Origin of the sequence: Pseudomonas sp. ANT_H12B, assembly GCF_008369325.1 — a bacterium.
Lineage (GTDB): Bacteria > Pseudomonadota > Gammaproteobacteria > Pseudomonadales > Pseudomonadaceae > Aquipseudomonas.
On record NZ_VOBI01000004.1, the window covers coordinates 68,985 to 82,640 of the forward strand.

The window sequence follows — 13,656 nt, forward strand, 5'->3', positions numbered from 1 at the left end:
CAGAAAGCCCGGCTAAGTGCCTAATGTTGTTCACTTAAGTGCCGGGCTTTTTCATTTCTGGCCAGCGCCGCCCATGCACTCTGCGGTGCTCGCAAAAGATGTTCCCGCTTGCTGAGCCAGCTTGCGCCACTCGTCGCTATTGATGAGCCCGGACCGCTCCATGTGATCCGCCGCCCGCAGCAACTTGTCGTAGCGAGCCTCGTCGCTTATGAGGTTTGCAGCCAAAGAGAACAGCTTTCGCCAGTTGGTCAGCGCCTGCTTCCTTAATTCACCCTTCATACGATCTCTGTATTGATTGCTTATGGCGTGCAGTCCATCGAGTAATCTCGGAAGTCACTATCAGAGCTTATCACCTGCATGGCCTTTTGATATCTCAGGGTACAAAAGCGCTCTCCCTTCGGCTTGCCTTTTACCCATGGATAAAATACTGTCCATCCATACAGTAATCAGAGGAATATCATGGCTAAGGCAAAAAAAGCACCAGCGGTTACCACCCCGCCCTCCCCGCTTGATCTGATGGGGCTGCGCGTGCAGAAGATCATCAACTCGCCTGCCGCACAGAAAGCCAAGGAGGCAACGCTATACCGCTCGCCGGATGAGCCAGAGGACGACTGGAATCAGCTAATGCAGGACATTGGCGAGAACGAGAACGTCACTGTGGAGCACCAGGAGGACGGCGGTGCGTTCATCCACTGGACAGTGCCCAGCGAAGATTGACCGCAGCGAATGAATGAAGCCCGCCGGTGTGCGGGCTTTTTGTGACCAACCTACTTTATGGAAGCCTGCTCGGGAGCGAGGGGCGAAGGCCTGCCAGTGACATCGTCCGGCAGTGTATACATGGCGCCGGTCAGCGGATCGACTATCAGCATTCCTATCAAGCCGCCGAACACGATATTTCCCCAGTACCAGCCGTTAACGGTTGTCTTCATCGGCACCGTGCTTTCTTGGTACCCCTCTTTACGAAAAGTAACTTTGTAATCTTCGCCCTTGAAATACCCGCGACCACTTTCAAGAAGCACTCGCCCAGGGGTTACGCCGCTTGCAACGATAATGCCTCGGCTGTTGGTTATGCTGTACTTAGCGGTCGTGGGCAAACTGTAGATTCCAACCTCCGGCTTGCTGTCGCTCACAATGCTTGCGCAGCCTGACATCGCCACCAATGTTGCCGCCGCCATTACCGCTACCACTCTCCCACGAATCATCACAGCTCACCCACTCCATATCGCCATCATTGGCTTGGCCGGATTCGGCCGGTCGCGATTGTATAGCAATGATGGCAATTAGACATCCCGCCACCAAGCGGGATTTTTATGGACACGTAAAAAAATAATTACCCATAGGCATTGCATATAAAGTTACCCATAGGTAATGTCTACTTCATCGCAACCGGCACCCAATCAGGGGCCAGCTGCGAAGGGTCGAGAGATCCGCCGCTCTTTAACAGCTCAGGATCCTCGCCATCGACAACCCCGGGTTCATCCGGTAAGTGCGAGCAATAAATAGTCGATGCCACGCCAGCTCTGGAACTGGCCGTGCTCACCAGATGTGAGTACGCGAAACCACGCAAGCCAGCCGTACCAGCCAATCTGGCTACGGTTTTCGAGCTGACCCGCTACAACCACATGATCGCCAAAGCGCTGAAAGAGAAGTGGGAGAACAGCGGTGTAGAAGCCGACATGGTCCGTCGCGCTCAGGAAGCCATCGACGAAGTTCTAACTAAAGACCAGATGCCCGAAGTGGTCCGCCTGCAAGACCTTCTCGAAGCATTCATCGACAACCACAAGGAAAGCGCCGCAGAGGAGCGCTGGGAGCGTCCAGATATTCGCTTTCAAGAGTCCGAATACGGCGGCCTGCACATCTACTTCGACAAGAAACCAAAAGAAGAATCGCCCTATAGCAGCCGCGAACGCAGCGAGTACAACCTGGATAACGCGATCCACATCTCGTTCGATAAGCGCGGCGGCGACCGTGACGAGATAGGCCGTCAAGTTGGCACTGTCTATGCCGCCCGCATCGACAACGAGAAAATCGGTCAAACCCTGCGCTTCAGATCGAAGTTCGAGAAGTTGCTCGCCGCCCTTTACTTCGGCGCCTCCAAGATACTGGTGGATTGCGAAGAAGACGATTTCAGCTACGGCATCTACGACTGACAGCATCACCTCTGTCCATTCGCTGAGTGGGCAGACGGATGTAGGCCTACATCAAACACGGCTCGACAGAGCAACAGGTAACATCAAATGAAATAAGGAATCGACAATGACTGTGGACATCAGCAATTTCACCATCGCGACTTCCCTTCCAATTTCCGAGACCAACCCGATTGCACTTGAGCTAATTGGCTGGCGGGCGCTGATTGAATGCCCTGACATCGTCTCAATGCTTCCAGACGGTTCGCTGCAGATGACGGCGCCGACACTCGGGGCTTCCAGTAAAAGCACGAAGCGTACCCGCTGCGAATGGAAGGAGCCGGGTTACTGGTTATTCTCCAGCGCGGCAGATCACTGGAATCGCCAGGAGATGCGCCTTCTGAAGGTCAACTCGCTTCAGAAAGTCGTCGTCGGCCAGATCCATGTGAAGGGTTCAGACCGCCCGCCTGTAAAGGTGTTCTGGAACAAAGGCAGAATCACGATGGGGTTCCGGTCGAGCTACCTACAAGACGATCCGGTCAACACGACGGTGTTGGATAACGTGCCGCTCGGCGCACTGTTCAAGATCAACATTCACGCCAACTCAAGCGGCGCCGTCTCCGTGTCGGCGAGCTGCAACGGCGTTAAATCTACCTCCGCAATCATGCGCCTCGACAACACCTGGGACACCAAGACTCTCGCCTTTCACGGCGGCGTCTACAACCAGATCGATTACTCGGACACCACAGACCCTGAAGACGGCTCGGTTTGCATCATCAGCGACCTTTCCATAACCCACGGCTGAGAAATCTCAACCCGTCAGCCTGACGATAACTGCCCGATCCTCTCTATGAGAGCGCATCGGGGTGTGATCTGTAGTTGGTCTCGGCGGATCAGGGGCCCCTCACAACGTAGGTGCGGTCGATTAGGTAGCGCTGCCGAAGTCGACGTAAGTCTTTTGGGTTCGAATCCCCGCCAGATCACACCCCGATGCGGACGAGAACACACCGCGAAGGCGGCCTCCTGCATTGCCCAATTCCAACTAGTGCAAAAAATGCACTAGTTCAACCCAGCACGGAGGATTTGCAGTCATGCACCAGTAAGCGATCCACCCGCGTGGCACAGCAAGCCTGAAGGCTGCGCCCAACACCCATACAGGCAGCGGACAGCAGGGCCGACGATGTGACCGCGTATCAGCCGAAAGGTAGGCCCAACCTGAAGTCACCAACACTGCTGATGCTGCAAACCCAGGCCATCGCCAGTAGCGGGCCTGGGGATTTCATAGAAGGGAGATCAGAGCGGGTTAGTCGTCTCTATCGTCACGATCGCGATCGTGATTGCGATCATACCGCCGATCATCGTCACGACGATCATATCCACGGTCATGCCGCCGATCATCGTCATACCTTCGGTCGTACCTACGATCGTGATCATGCCCTCGGTCACGATCTCGACCGTACCTTTCTCCATCTTCCCAGTGAGGCCCACAGCCTCCCAGTAGGAGAGAACCTGAAATGGCCAAAAACATTAATACTGCGCGCTTCATTTGAACATCCTAAAAGCAAAAGTCATCGATATGACCGTGAGGTTGCTCTTTGATTCATTGGTGAGATACAGCAAACCAAAAAGCCAAATTCAACGCTGAGCCCCTTCCCCTCCGACACCACCCGCATGCACTCCCCTCCGCGCCCAACGGCAACCAGCGGAAAGGATGAGTGCAGCCGAGTTTTGTTGGATCAACACCCGCCACTCTGGAGGCGACCATGGCAACCAGCTATGCAGACAGTGCGCAGGCCCGGGAGTGGGACAGGCGCTACGACGCTTGGGATCGCGAGAAGAAAGCGAAGCCTGAAGAGTTCCACGACTACGAAGCCGCCGAGTTGATGCGTACCCAAGCTCTGTCTGAGCGCCGTGAGCTTGAAGATCGTAAAAGTCTCAAACGGCGCATTGGCCTGGCCATGGCGCAGATGGAAACGGTCTGTCCGCCAAAAGGAGGCGCAGCGTGAACACTGAAGCACGGGATCACCAGACTGCTGTCACCTGGATCGAAGGCGAGATCAACAACATGATCCGCGACCTTGGCAAACCAAACGCCAGTTCGGCGGCGACATCGGTCATTACTCTGGCCTACCTGTTGCGCGTCATCGACGACGGTGAGCAGCGTCACAACAGGGCGCGCATCGATCAGATCTACGCCACCTATAACGAATCGATCCGGCAAGGAGCTGCAGCATGACGACCGCACCAGTTAAATCACTAATCGACGAGCAGCTCGACGAGATTGAATCGAAGCTGGTCCTGCTGGGTTTTGGCCTACCGTTCAACGAGGTGATTGGCAGGTCTCGCGAAGCCCTAGTTGCCAATGCGCAGAGCGTTGGGCGGTGCCGATCGTCTGGCTTGAATTCCGGGACAACGAGGCCGGGTTTGAGATTGTCGACTTCGAGAGCGCAAGCCGCCAGGGTGAGCCGTTCGAGTCGCTGATCCGCAAACGGAAGTATTTGCCCAACCCAGTGACCAGATTCTGCACGATCGAACTGAAGATCCGGATCATCCACAAGTAGCGGGGCAAGAAAGGGCTGTATCAATAATTACCCAGCCCAACGAGCCCGAATGCGAGCGTCAGATACGCCTCGCAAAAAAATTAAGCACCATAGCAGTGCGTAGTCGCGATGATCGTCAAATGCTTTTGCGTCGCCGCGTTACCCGCGAATGCGTGGATGACAGCCAATCCAGCCACTACAACCCCCGGTCGACAGCGCGGCCGTGAGCAAAGATTGGAACAGCTCTGAGCAAATGCACCGCAAGGACGAGGTGTATCGCCAGGGCATTGTCGTCGAACACAATACGCCAGCTGCAGCCAAGGGTGGCTCGTGTATTTTCATGCACATTTGGCGCTCCAACAGCACCCCGACCGATGGCTGCACCGCCATGGACCCGCAGAATATCAAGCACTTGCTCGATTGGCTGGACCCTCAGAAAAACCCGCTGCTGGTACAAATGCCAGTGGCGCAATATGAGCTTTACAAGGAGCGCTGGAAACTTCCGGAGCGTTGAAAATGGCGTAGCACCGGGCACGATTCAGAGATTCATCCAACCATGGCGCCACACTTCAGTCCCCTATGAACCCATGGGAGGAAGTACCCTCCCAGGTTGCCGGAAACCACATCGTGCTCATGCCCTGCGCGCTAATCCCATATCGTCAATGAGGAAAACCCATGATCTGATTCGGCTCAATGGGTTTTCCGTAGATGAAGGTTTCCGTACCGCCCGACAAGTTGTCTGCTCCGGCAGCACTATTCAAACCGCATTATGTAGAAGCCGTTTTCTGCGACGAATAACCAACTGAAGTTCCTGACTCTGAACCTGAAAGTGTGACTGACAACTACTGTTTCTTACCCCCGTGACGGGCTTACCTCCTTGTATGTAGGGTAAGAGTGCCCATACAGATTATCGTTGAATCACCTCATGGATGCCCGCTTTGGGTTTGGATTTGCGACAGTCGTGACAGGCAGAAATCGGCCAGAAGCGGTCATTCTCAAAAGTCGAAAATCATAGGAGGGCCGCACAACCGCAGCCCTCACCTAAAATCTTTCCTTTCCGACGATTAGCACGCTGTTTCTTCTCGCTATAGGAGAAACCGGCCGCAGATCGTTGTCGTATCACCTGCAGGCACACCGTTACTATCAAGACGCTGATACGGTGGGCTATGGGGAAAGCTTGCCCGCGTAGTGTCTTTTATTGCAGAGGTGGTGAGATGAGCGTGAGACCCATGCTTGGTATGTGGGTGGTGGCTGCAATTACCTCAGTCATGTTGACGCCAGCGTCAGCGGATCACTGGCGAGGCGGACGCGAGGGTGGCGAGTGGAAGGACGAATACAGGGACGGGCCATGCAAGGTAAAGATCGAATCCAAAGACGATGAATACAAGGAAGAGATCAAATGCCCGAATGGCCGCGGCGCCAGTTGGCGTCGCGGCGAGTGGAATTGTAGCGGTCTAATGAAACCGGACACCCATTTAGGCGAGAATGCTCGCCAGATTGAGGTGTCAGATGACTAAACAACGCCGCTCCTTTACTCCTGAATTCAAGCGCGAGGCTGCCGACCTTGTGCTCAAACAAAACTACAGCTACATCGAAGCCAGCCGTTCACTCGGCATTGGTGAATCGGCATTGCGCCGCTGGGTTGACCAGATTCAGAAAGAACATAAAGGCGTCACCCCGCAGAGCAAGGCACTGACTCCGGAACAGCAAAAAATTCAGGAGCTGGAAGCCCGGATTGCTCGGCTTGAGCGAGAGAAATCAATACTAAAAAAGGCTACCGCGCTCTTGATGTCGGAAGATCACGAGCGTTCGCGCTGATTGACCAGTTGAGCGCCCATGAGCCGGTTGATTGGCTGTGCAAGGTGTTTGACGTCACTCGCTCGTGTTACTACGCCCAGCGCCTGCGGCGCCGCACGCCCGATGTTGAACGGCTTCGATTGCGTAGTCGCGTCAGTGAGCTGTTCTCGCAAAGCCGCAGCTCTGCGGGCAGTCGCAGCATCCTGTCGCTGATGCGTGAAGACGGTGAGCAACTCGGTCGATTCAAAGTGCGTAGCTTGATGCGCGAGCTTGATTTAGTCAGCAAACAACCCGGCCCCCATGCCTACAAACGAGCAACAGTAGAAAGACTGGATATCCCGAACACATTGAACCGCGAGTTCGACGTGCCAGCGCCCAATCAAGTCTGGTGCGGCGATATCACCTACATTTGGGCGCAAGGAAAGTGGCATTACCTGGCTGTCGTCCTGGATCTGTGTACGCGTCGGATCGTGGGCTGGGCGCTGTCGGAAAAGCCAGACGCTGAGCTGGTGATCAAAGCGCTGGATATGGCTTACGAGCAGCGTGGCAGGCCTTCGGATCTGCTATTCCACTCGGACCAGGGATCGCAATATGCAAGCCGACTCTTTCGCCAGCGGTTGTGGCGATACCGCATGCGCCAGAGCATGAGTCGACGAGGAAACTGCTGGGATAACGCACCGATGGAGCGCGTATTTCGCAGCTTGAAAACAGAATGGATACCGACCGTGGGCTATCGAACTGCGCAGGAAGCACAGCGCGATATCAGCCATTTTTTGATGCATCGCTACAACTGGATTCGGCCTCATCAATTCAACGATGGGTTGGCGCCAGCGCGGGCCGAGGAAAAACTTAACGTCGTGTCCGGGATTAGTTGACCACTACAAATGACGAATTCCGGGAGCACGGCTGCAAGGTCAAGATTGAAGCCAAGCGAGATGAGTACAAGAAAGAGATCAAGTGCGATGGCGATGATTGATCGGTTGCTCGGGCCCCGCGTGAAACGGCGTAGTCAGCGCGATTAGGCGACAGGCAGACAACGGCCATAAGCGGACATCGGACCATTCGACGAATACTAAAAAATCCGTACTCTAGTAAGTTTGACCGCACATGCTAACCGTAGGAGTTGGGCCGGCCGCGATCTAATGCATGGCGACCTCGGACCAATTCAGGTGCTCTTATACGTCCTACCCAACAAAGGCCTCACGCTCGGCGAAGATACTCGCCATTTCAGCCGCGTTCTGGGTTCCCCAGACGCACAGGGGGAGAATTGCCTTAGACAAGCTGCTACCCAGCGGCGTGAGGGTGTAGTCCACGCGCGGCGGTACTTCCCGGTAGTCATTGCGTGCCAGCACGCGATCACATTGAAGATCCTTTAGCTGCTGGATCAGCACTTTGTCACTCACTCCTGGGATCAAGCGTTTCAACTCGCCATAGCGCTTGGGACCATCGCGTAGAAAAAAAAGGATCAGCGGTTTCCACTTACCCGAAATGACACGCAGCGTCGCATTGAGCCCGCAGCCAGTACCGCAAACTTCATCAGATGTGGTCATATCTCTCCTACTTACTAAAAGGTGCATACTTGTCCTTAGGTTATCAGAGATGCATCCTTGCCCTCAAGCAAGCAGTTCTGCTTGCGTCAACCTGCAACCAAGGATGCACAACATGACCAGATTGAATGGCAAGACCGCCGTGATCACCGGTGGCGCTACCGGCATCGGCCGCGCGGCAGCGAAGCGTTTCATCGAAGAAGGCGCTTTCGTCTTCATCTTTGGCCGCCGACAGCAAGCGCTGGACGCCGCAGTGGCAGAACTAGGGCCCAACGCCCGTGCAGTGAAAGGCTCGGTCTCCAGTGAAGCCGACCTCGGCCGGCTCTACGCAGCAGTGAAGGCCGAACGCGGAAGCCTCGACATCGTCTTTGCCAATGCCGGGGCAGGGAGCCCACTTGCGCTTGGCCATATCACCGCCGAGCACATTGACGAAACCTTTGACACCAACGTCAAGGGGACAATCTTCACGGTCCAGCAGGCGCTGCCGCTGATGGGCTCGGGCAGTTCGATCATCCTCACCGGATCGAGTGCCGGCACCACGGGTGCTCCAGCCTTCACCGCCTACAGCGCGAGCAAGGCAGCAGTGCGTAACCTCGCACGGACCTGGGCTGAGGACCTGAAAGGCACCGGTATCCGGGTCAACGTGCTGTCGCCCGGGGCGACCGCGACCGAACTCGCCAAGGAGGCGTTAGGTGAAGAAGGTCAGAAGGCCTACGCTGCGATGACTCCGCTCCAGCGAATGGCCGAGCCATCAGAAATCGGGGCGGCAGCAGCCTTTCTCGCATCCTCGGACAGCAGCTTCATGACCGCCAGCGAGCTTGCTGTCGACGGCGGCTTGGCGCAACTCTGAACCCCGCGCCCCACACTCATTCCATTATTTGAAGCGTTGTCGGGTGTGGTAAACCCAAGGAGAAATAGTATGAACTACGCAATTATCGGCTTCGGCAAGATCGGCCAAGCTCTTGCGAAGGCGTTTGCCCGTAAAAGCATTGAGGTGTCCGTGGCAAACACTCGTGGCCCGGAAAGCTTTGCAGCCGATGCGGCCGTTATCGGGCCTACGATCATTCCAAAAACGCTGACGGATGCCGTCAAGGCAGATGTCATCTTTTTGGCCGTCCGCTTTGAGTCACACCGCGATGTCGCGAAGGCGCTGCCAACCTGGAAGGGAAAGACCATCATCGATGTGACCAATGCGTACGGCGTATCTACTGAGGAACTGGATGGTGAGCCATCTTCCAGGTTCGTTGCTCAGGCGTTTACGGGGGCTAGACTGGTGAAGGGCTTCAACCATTTGGGCTCTACTGTCCTTGACCAGGATCCGGCCGTTCAGGGTGGCAGAAGAGTCGTGTTTTTAGCGAGCGACGATGACGCTGCCGCTGAGGACATTGGCTCGCTCGGGGAAACGCTCGGCTTCGCGCCGATCAAACTAGGCGGCCTTTCTGAAGGCGGGCTACTCGTGCAAGCGCGCGGGAATAGCTGGGGGCAGTTGATCTTCAAGGATCTCGTCAAGTTCGACTGAGAGATCGCGATTACTGATTTTGATGCGACCGCGCCTCGTTTAAAAAAATTGCCACAGCTTAATTGGCAGTGTACGCGTTGCGATTGTCTGCTACCGGCCACCACAGACATTCGGGGCGCACAGGGGGTCGATGACCAGCCGTCAGATGGAGGTGACGACACCCGCTGGCCGTCCGCTCATTCGTTACCCGCTGGAAAGATACATCCGCCCTCGCGCAATAGCGCTTTCACCTCTTCGCTCACCTGTGCGGGACTTTGGCTCAACTGGTCAAAGAGCTTCGAGCCTGGCCGCACGTACGATTGCGAATCGTGTTTCGCGCTCCACAGGACGATGTTCAGCAGAATCGGAATGAGGTCCAGGCCCTTCTCGGTCAACGCATAAAAGTCCTTGCGCCGGTCATCGGGGTTGGGCTTCTTCGACAGAATTCCCTGCTCCTCAAGAAAGGCAAGACGAGAAGCCAAGACGTTAGTCGCGATTCCCTCTTCAGACTTGAGGAATTGGCCGTAGGTCTTTTTCCCAGTAAAGACGATGTCGCGGATGATCAGCAGCGACCACCGGTCGCCGAATGCCTCCACGCCATAATTCACTGCACAGTGAGACCGAAAGGCCTCTTTAGGTGTCGTTTTCATCGACGGATCTTAGCATCGCTTGCGCAGAGCAAGTAAAATTTCAGATTATTACTTGCTTTTTGCAAGTGAAAAGCTCAGCATGATTTCCACACCGAACGCGGTCGCCGAATCGTTCGACGCCCTGCCCCATGAGGATTCAGCATATGAGCACTATCAGCATCATCGGCTCGGGTGACCCAGATCGAGTACGACACCGAGTGGTTTCCCGAAAAACCGTAACCCATCCCCACCTTCTGCCGCCACGCGCGGCATGGAGCACTTATGTCTGCAGAACTGGCGCAGGCGCCCTCCCGGCCCCGGCGCGAAAACATACTTCCCCGCTTCATTCGTGCCGGTGCTGCGCCCATCTATCTGGGCATGTGCCGCGCCGAGTTCGACAAAACCGTCCGCCCTTATGTCAGCGAGTTCCCGATCGGAGAACGCGGTGTTGGCTTCGACCGGGAAGAACTGGACGACTGGGCCACGGCCTACGTCGCAGCGAAGGCAATTGATAAACATGGCGCTTCGGAGCAACAATCGCCCCGCAGCGAGCGCCAGAAAGGAGATAAATCATGGCGCGAAAATCGATCACAGGCCTCTCCGAGAGGAAAGGCATCTGGCATATCGACAAGAAAATCAATGGAGAACGACTTTACGAAAGCACTGGAACTGGTGACCGGGAAGAAGCGGAGCGCTACCTGATCTACCGGCTGGAGCAGATCCGGCAACAGAAGGTGTACGGCTTAAAGAAGGTCAGGATCTGGCGGGAGGCGGCGACTCGCTTCCTGCTGGAGTTCAAGGATCAACCTTCAATCAAGCTTTCAGCTCACCACCTTTCTCAATTGGACCCGTTCATAGGCGACATGCAGCTGACCCATATTGATGATCAGGCCCTGGCGCCTTTCATCAAGGATAGGCTGGCAACCAAGAAGCTCGATGACGGGAAGGTCAAGAAAGGTGTCAGCAACAGGACGGTGAATATCTCGATCGAGCGTGTGGTTCGGGTTTTGTCGTTGTGTGCCAGGAAGTGGCGAGATGATGAGCGCAGGCCGTGGCTGGATAGCGTGCCGATGCTCACGAAGCTGGAAGAGAAGAAGTCGAGCCGCAAGCCGTACCCGATGTCGTGGCCGGAGCAGTCGATTCTTTTCGCGGAATTGCCGGCACACCTGCAAACGATGGCGCTGTTCAAAGTGAACACCGGCACCCGGGAGCAGGAGGTCTGCAAGCTGAGATGGGATTGGGAAATTTCGGTGCCGGAGCTCGGGACCAGCGTGTTTCTGATTCCGGCTGATTTTGGCGGCAGACACGAACGGTCTGGAGTGAAGAACGGTGACGAGCGACTGGTCGTGCTCAACAGCGTGGCAAAGTCGATCATCGAGCAGCAGCGCGGACTGAGCAAGGAGTGGGTTTTTCCTTACAACGGCACCGCGATGCATCGAATGAATGACTCGGCTTGGAAGAAGGCTCGGGTGAGAGCGGCGAAACTCTGGCAGGAGGAAAACCTTCGCCCCGCTCACCCAGGTTATGCATCCATAAGGATCCATGACCTAAAACACACATTTGGCCGTCGGCTGCGCGCAGCAGGCGTAACCGAGGAAGACCGCAAGGCTCTTCTGGGCCACAAGAACGGCAGCATCACCAGTCACTACTCGGGCGCTGAGCTCGGGCATCTGATTGAAGCTGCGAACATGGTATCAGCAACCGATTCGCGTGGGCCGGTCCTGACAATATTGAAGAGAAAGCAGGCGTGAAAATTAAAGGAGTCACGCAAATCTCACGCGCATGAAAAAGCCCAACCTGAAAAGATTGGGCTAAGTCATTGAAAAATATGGTCGGGACGGAGTGATTCGAACACTCGACCCCTAGCACCCCATCTCCTTTTTCATACTTCTTGAAAGATTCCAAAATTTTACTCTGGATTTTTCTAAGCTAGTATTTACTTGAGCTCCAGCGGTGTTCTGCTCTACGAGAGTCCAGGAACGTCCATCAAGAGCCGACGTTTTTGTGGGGGTAAAAGTAGGGGGAGTCCATTTCATGGCCAAAATCACCATCAAAGAACTTGAGTCGCTGACCGTCAATGATGCCGGCCGGATCCTCCGCGAGGATGGTAATCTCGCCGGTCGAATCTCAGTCCGCAAGGACGGCGTGTCAGTCAGCTTTTTCTACCGTTATCGCTGGGGCAATCAAAACAAAGAGTACGCCTGCGGAACCTGGCCGCGCAAATCCCTGACGGACATCCGCAAGGCCCGCAACCAGGCCCGGGCGCTCATTGATGAGCAGATCAATCCCAGCGAGCAAAAGAAAACCGCCAAGGCCCAGGCATACGCCGCTACTAACGTAGAGGCTGAACAAGTAAAAACGACGAAGGTGAAAACGCTGACCGTCCAGGATCTGGCCAGCGCGTGGCTGCTGGATGGCGTAGCGCGGAAAGATGGCAATGCTGAATTGCAACGACGCTTTAACAAGGACCTTTATCCGGCACTCGGCAAGACCGCGGTGAGCAGCGTCTCCGAACACGATGTTCGGGCGCTGATCCGCGCCGTGGTCAACCGCGGCGCTCACCGGCAAGCCATCAGTTTCTTCGCCGACCTCACTCAGATGTTCAGCTGGGCCAGAAAACGTCAGCCCTGGCGGGCCTTATTGATCGAGGGCGATCCGACGGAACTGGTCGACATCTCCCCTCTGATCCCAGCCGACTACGAGGCCGAAAGAAGCCGCATCCTTTCACCGGCTGAGCTGTTGGAACTGCACAACCGCTTCCAGCAAATGACTGCCGATTACAACGCCCTGCCCGCCGGGCAAAAATACGACGGCATACGGCCGCTAAAGAAAGAAACCCAACTCGCACTCTGGATCAGCCTGGGTACGCTGTGCCGGATTGGCGAGTTGCTCCAGGCCGAATGGAAAAATGTCGATCTTGACCGGCAGACCTGGTTCCTCCCCAGTGAAAACGTCAAAGGCACCCGGGGCAAGAAACAGGACCACCATGTGTTCCTCTCGCCATTTGCCCTGCATTTCTTTCAGGAACTCAAGACGCTGACGGGAAACTCTGAATGGTGCTTTCCCAACAAGCAGGATGATGGGCATGTGGATGTGAAAGTGGTGAGCAAACAGGTCGGCGATCGTCAGGCTCGGTTCAAAAACCGTAAGGCCCTCTCTAGACGGCGTCATGACGATACCCTGGTGCTTGCTGACGGCCAGAACGGTGACTGGACCCCGCATGACCTGCGCCGTACCGGCGCGACCATGATGCAGGCCTTGGGGGTCAGCCTGGACGTCATCGATCGCTGCCAAAATCATGTGTTGGCCGGCTCTAGGGTGAGGCGTCATTACCTGCATCACGACTATGCCGAAGAGAAGAAAAGCGCCTGGAACCTGTTGGGCGATCGGCTCAGTGCCGTTCTTTCTTCAACCTACGAGCATCCTCCGGTCGAGTCGATGATGTCCTTTCCAGACTACGCAGCCGCAGAGACTCTGCCGTCGTCATAAGTCGAATTCTTATAACGCTGAACTCCTTGT

General features: G+C 55.6%; 17 protein-coding genes and 1 pseudogene. 13 read left to right on the forward strand and 5 right to left on the reverse strand.

All coding sequences use genetic code 11. The features are described 5' to 3' along the window. Nucleotides 1-51 precede the first annotated feature (51 nt). Nucleotides 52-279, reverse strand: a complete 228-nt coding sequence (locus FQ185_RS07870; RefSeq protein ID WP_149417015.1) for a hypothetical protein — start codon at nt 277-279, stop codon at nt 52-54. Between the two features lie 180 nt (nt 280-459). Here FQ185_RS07870 and FQ185_RS07875 point away from each other — a divergent pair, with 180 nt between their 5' ends. Then, entirely contained in the window at nt 460-717 is a 258-nt protein-coding gene (locus FQ185_RS07875; RefSeq protein WP_149417016.1) for a DUF1654 domain-containing protein, read from the forward strand. 50 nt (nt 718-767) lie between these two features. Here FQ185_RS07875 and FQ185_RS07880 read toward each other — a convergent pair whose 3' ends face one another. Beyond that, nucleotides 768-1,175 carry a hypothetical protein gene (locus tag FQ185_RS07880; protein WP_256730386.1) on the reverse strand — a complete coding sequence of 136 codons (408 nt, stop codon included), beginning with the start codon at nt 1,173-1,175 and terminating at the stop codon, nt 768-770. A 357-nt stretch (nt 1,176-1,532) separates the two neighbouring features. Between FQ185_RS07880 and FQ185_RS07885 the strand changes: the two genes are divergently transcribed. Next, the gene (locus FQ185_RS07885; protein ID WP_256730387.1) at nt 1,533-2,150 is read left to right on the forward strand and encodes a hypothetical protein; all 618 of its coding nucleotides are present in this window, start codon (nt 1,533-1,535) and stop codon (nt 2,148-2,150) included. A gap of 106 nt (nt 2,151-2,256) precedes the next feature. Then, the gene (locus FQ185_RS07890; RefSeq protein WP_149417017.1) at nt 2,257-2,931 is read left to right on the forward strand and encodes a polysaccharide lyase family 7 protein; all 675 of its coding nucleotides are present in this window, start codon (nt 2,257-2,259) and stop codon (nt 2,929-2,931) included. A 498-nt stretch (nt 2,932-3,429) separates the two neighbouring features. On the opposite strand, the gene FQ185_RS07895 is transcribed toward FQ185_RS07890, so the two are convergent. Next, complete coding sequence (locus FQ185_RS07895) at nt 3,430-3,672, reverse strand: hypothetical protein (RefSeq protein WP_149417018.1); 243 nt, start codon at nt 3,670-3,672, stop codon at nt 3,430-3,432. Nucleotides 3,673-3,889: 217 nt separating this feature from the next. On the opposite strand from FQ185_RS07895, the gene FQ185_RS07900 reads away from it, so the two are divergent. From FQ185_RS07900 to FQ185_RS07925, 5 genes and pseudogenes are all read left to right on the forward strand, one after another. Then, nucleotides 3,890-4,132, forward strand: coding sequence for a hypothetical protein (locus FQ185_RS07900; RefSeq protein WP_149417019.1), 243 nt, complete (start codon nt 3,890-3,892; stop codon nt 4,130-4,132). After that, complete coding sequence (locus tag FQ185_RS07905) at nt 4,129-4,362, forward strand: hypothetical protein (protein WP_149417020.1); 234 nt, start codon at nt 4,129-4,131, stop codon at nt 4,360-4,362. The genes FQ185_RS07900 and FQ185_RS07905 overlap by 4 nt, the downstream gene beginning before the upstream one ends. Before the next feature lie 124 nt (nt 4,363-4,486). Then, nucleotides 4,487-4,684, forward strand: a pseudogene (locus FQ185_RS07910) (Nin-like protein); the annotation flags it as partial. A 205-nt stretch (nt 4,685-4,889) separates the two neighbouring features. After that, on the forward strand, nt 4,890-5,180 hold the full coding sequence (locus FQ185_RS07915) for a L,D-transpeptidase family protein (protein WP_306108874.1): 291 nt from the start codon (nt 4,890-4,892) through the stop codon (nt 5,178-5,180). A 995-nt stretch (nt 5,181-6,175) separates the two neighbouring features. Beyond that, nucleotides 6,176-7,338 (forward strand): IS3 family transposase gene (locus FQ185_RS07925; protein ID WP_149417220.1). Its coding sequence is split into 2 segments (ribosomal slippage): nt 6,176-6,431 and nt 6,431-7,338, totalling 1,164 coding nucleotides; the frame shifts between segments, so codons are not numbered across the junction. Nucleotides 7,339-7,647: 309 nt separating this feature from the next. Here the strand turns inward: FQ185_RS07925 and FQ185_RS07930 are convergent. Next, a complete protein-coding gene (locus tag FQ185_RS07930; RefSeq protein WP_149417022.1) occupies nt 7,648-8,013 on the reverse strand; it encodes a helix-turn-helix domain-containing protein in 366 nt (121 codons plus the stop codon). Nucleotides 8,014-8,125: 112 nt separating this feature from the next. Here FQ185_RS07930 and FQ185_RS07935 point away from each other — a divergent pair, with 112 nt between their 5' ends. Beyond that, on the forward strand, nt 8,126-8,860 hold the full coding sequence (locus tag FQ185_RS07935; protein WP_048381746.1) for an SDR family NAD(P)-dependent oxidoreductase: 735 nt from the start codon (nt 8,126-8,128) through the stop codon (nt 8,858-8,860). Nucleotides 8,861-8,929: 69 nt separating this feature from the next. After that, nucleotides 8,930-9,529, forward strand: coding sequence for an NADPH-dependent F420 reductase (locus tag FQ185_RS07940; protein ID WP_048381744.1), 600 nt, complete (start codon nt 8,930-8,932; stop codon nt 9,527-9,529). Between the two features lie 176 nt (nt 9,530-9,705). Here the strand turns inward: FQ185_RS07940 and FQ185_RS07945 are convergent, their stop codons facing one another. Next, on the reverse strand, nt 9,706-10,158 hold the full coding sequence (locus FQ185_RS07945) for a helix-turn-helix domain-containing protein (protein ID WP_149417023.1): 453 nt from the start codon (nt 10,156-10,158) through the stop codon (nt 9,706-9,708). A gap of 261 nt (nt 10,159-10,419) precedes the next feature. Here FQ185_RS07945 and FQ185_RS30500 point away from each other — a divergent pair, with 261 nt between their 5' ends. The 3 genes from FQ185_RS30500 (at nt 10,420) to FQ185_RS07955 (ending at nt 13,626) form a co-directional block, all read left to right on the forward strand. After that, a complete protein-coding gene (locus tag FQ185_RS30500) occupies nt 10,420-10,839 on the forward strand; it encodes a hypothetical protein (protein ID WP_256730388.1) in 420 nt (139 codons plus the stop codon). Then, nucleotides 10,725-11,888: a tyrosine-type recombinase/integrase gene (locus tag FQ185_RS07950; protein WP_256730395.1), complete on the forward strand. Its 1,164-nt coding sequence runs from the start codon at nt 10,725-10,727 to the stop codon at nt 11,886-11,888. Before FQ185_RS30500 ends, FQ185_RS07950 begins: the two co-directional genes overlap by 115 nt. A gap of 283 nt (nt 11,889-12,171) precedes the next feature. Next, on the forward strand, nt 12,172-13,626 hold the full coding sequence (locus FQ185_RS07955; protein ID WP_057005066.1) for a site-specific integrase: 1,455 nt from the start codon (nt 12,172-12,174) through the stop codon (nt 13,624-13,626). Nucleotides 13,627-13,656 lie beyond the last annotated feature (30 nt).

Bases quoted from the DNA above. Each gene is read 5' to 3' on its own strand.
- FQ185_RS07870 (WP_149417015.1), bottom strand. From the start codon at position 279: ATGAAGGGTGAATTAAGGAAGCAGGCGCTGACCAACTGGCGAAAGCTG.
- FQ185_RS07875 (WP_149417016.1), top strand. From the start codon at position 460: ATGGCTAAGGCAAAAAAAGCACCAGCGGTTACCACCCCGCCCTCCCCG.
- FQ185_RS07880 (WP_256730386.1), bottom strand. From the start codon at position 1,175: ATGGCGGCGGCAACATTGGTGGCGATGTCAGGCTGCGCAAGCATTGTG.
- FQ185_RS07890 (WP_149417017.1), top strand. From the start codon at position 2,257: ATGACTGTGGACATCAGCAATTTCACCATCGCGACTTCCCTTCCAATT.
- FQ185_RS07895 (WP_149417018.1), bottom strand. From the start codon at position 3,672: ATGAAGCGCGCAGTATTAATGTTTTTGGCCATTTCAGGTTCTCTCCTA.
- FQ185_RS07900 (WP_149417019.1), top strand. From the start codon at position 3,890: ATGGCAACCAGCTATGCAGACAGTGCGCAGGCCCGGGAGTGGGACAGG.
- FQ185_RS07930 (WP_149417022.1), bottom strand. From the start codon at position 8,013: ATGACCACATCTGATGAAGTTTGCGGTACTGGCTGCGGGCTCAATGCG.
- FQ185_RS07935 (WP_048381746.1), top strand. From the start codon at position 8,126: ATGACCAGATTGAATGGCAAGACCGCCGTGATCACCGGTGGCGCTACC.
- FQ185_RS07940 (WP_048381744.1), top strand. From the start codon at position 8,930: ATGAACTACGCAATTATCGGCTTCGGCAAGATCGGCCAAGCTCTTGCG.
- FQ185_RS07945 (WP_149417023.1), bottom strand. From the start codon at position 10,158: ATGAAAACGACACCTAAAGAGGCCTTTCGGTCTCACTGTGCAGTGAAT.
- FQ185_RS30500 (WP_256730388.1), top strand. From the start codon at position 10,420: ATGTCTGCAGAACTGGCGCAGGCGCCCTCCCGGCCCCGGCGCGAAAAC.
- FQ185_RS07955 (WP_057005066.1), top strand. From the start codon at position 12,172: ATGGCCAAAATCACCATCAAAGAACTTGAGTCGCTGACCGTCAATGAT.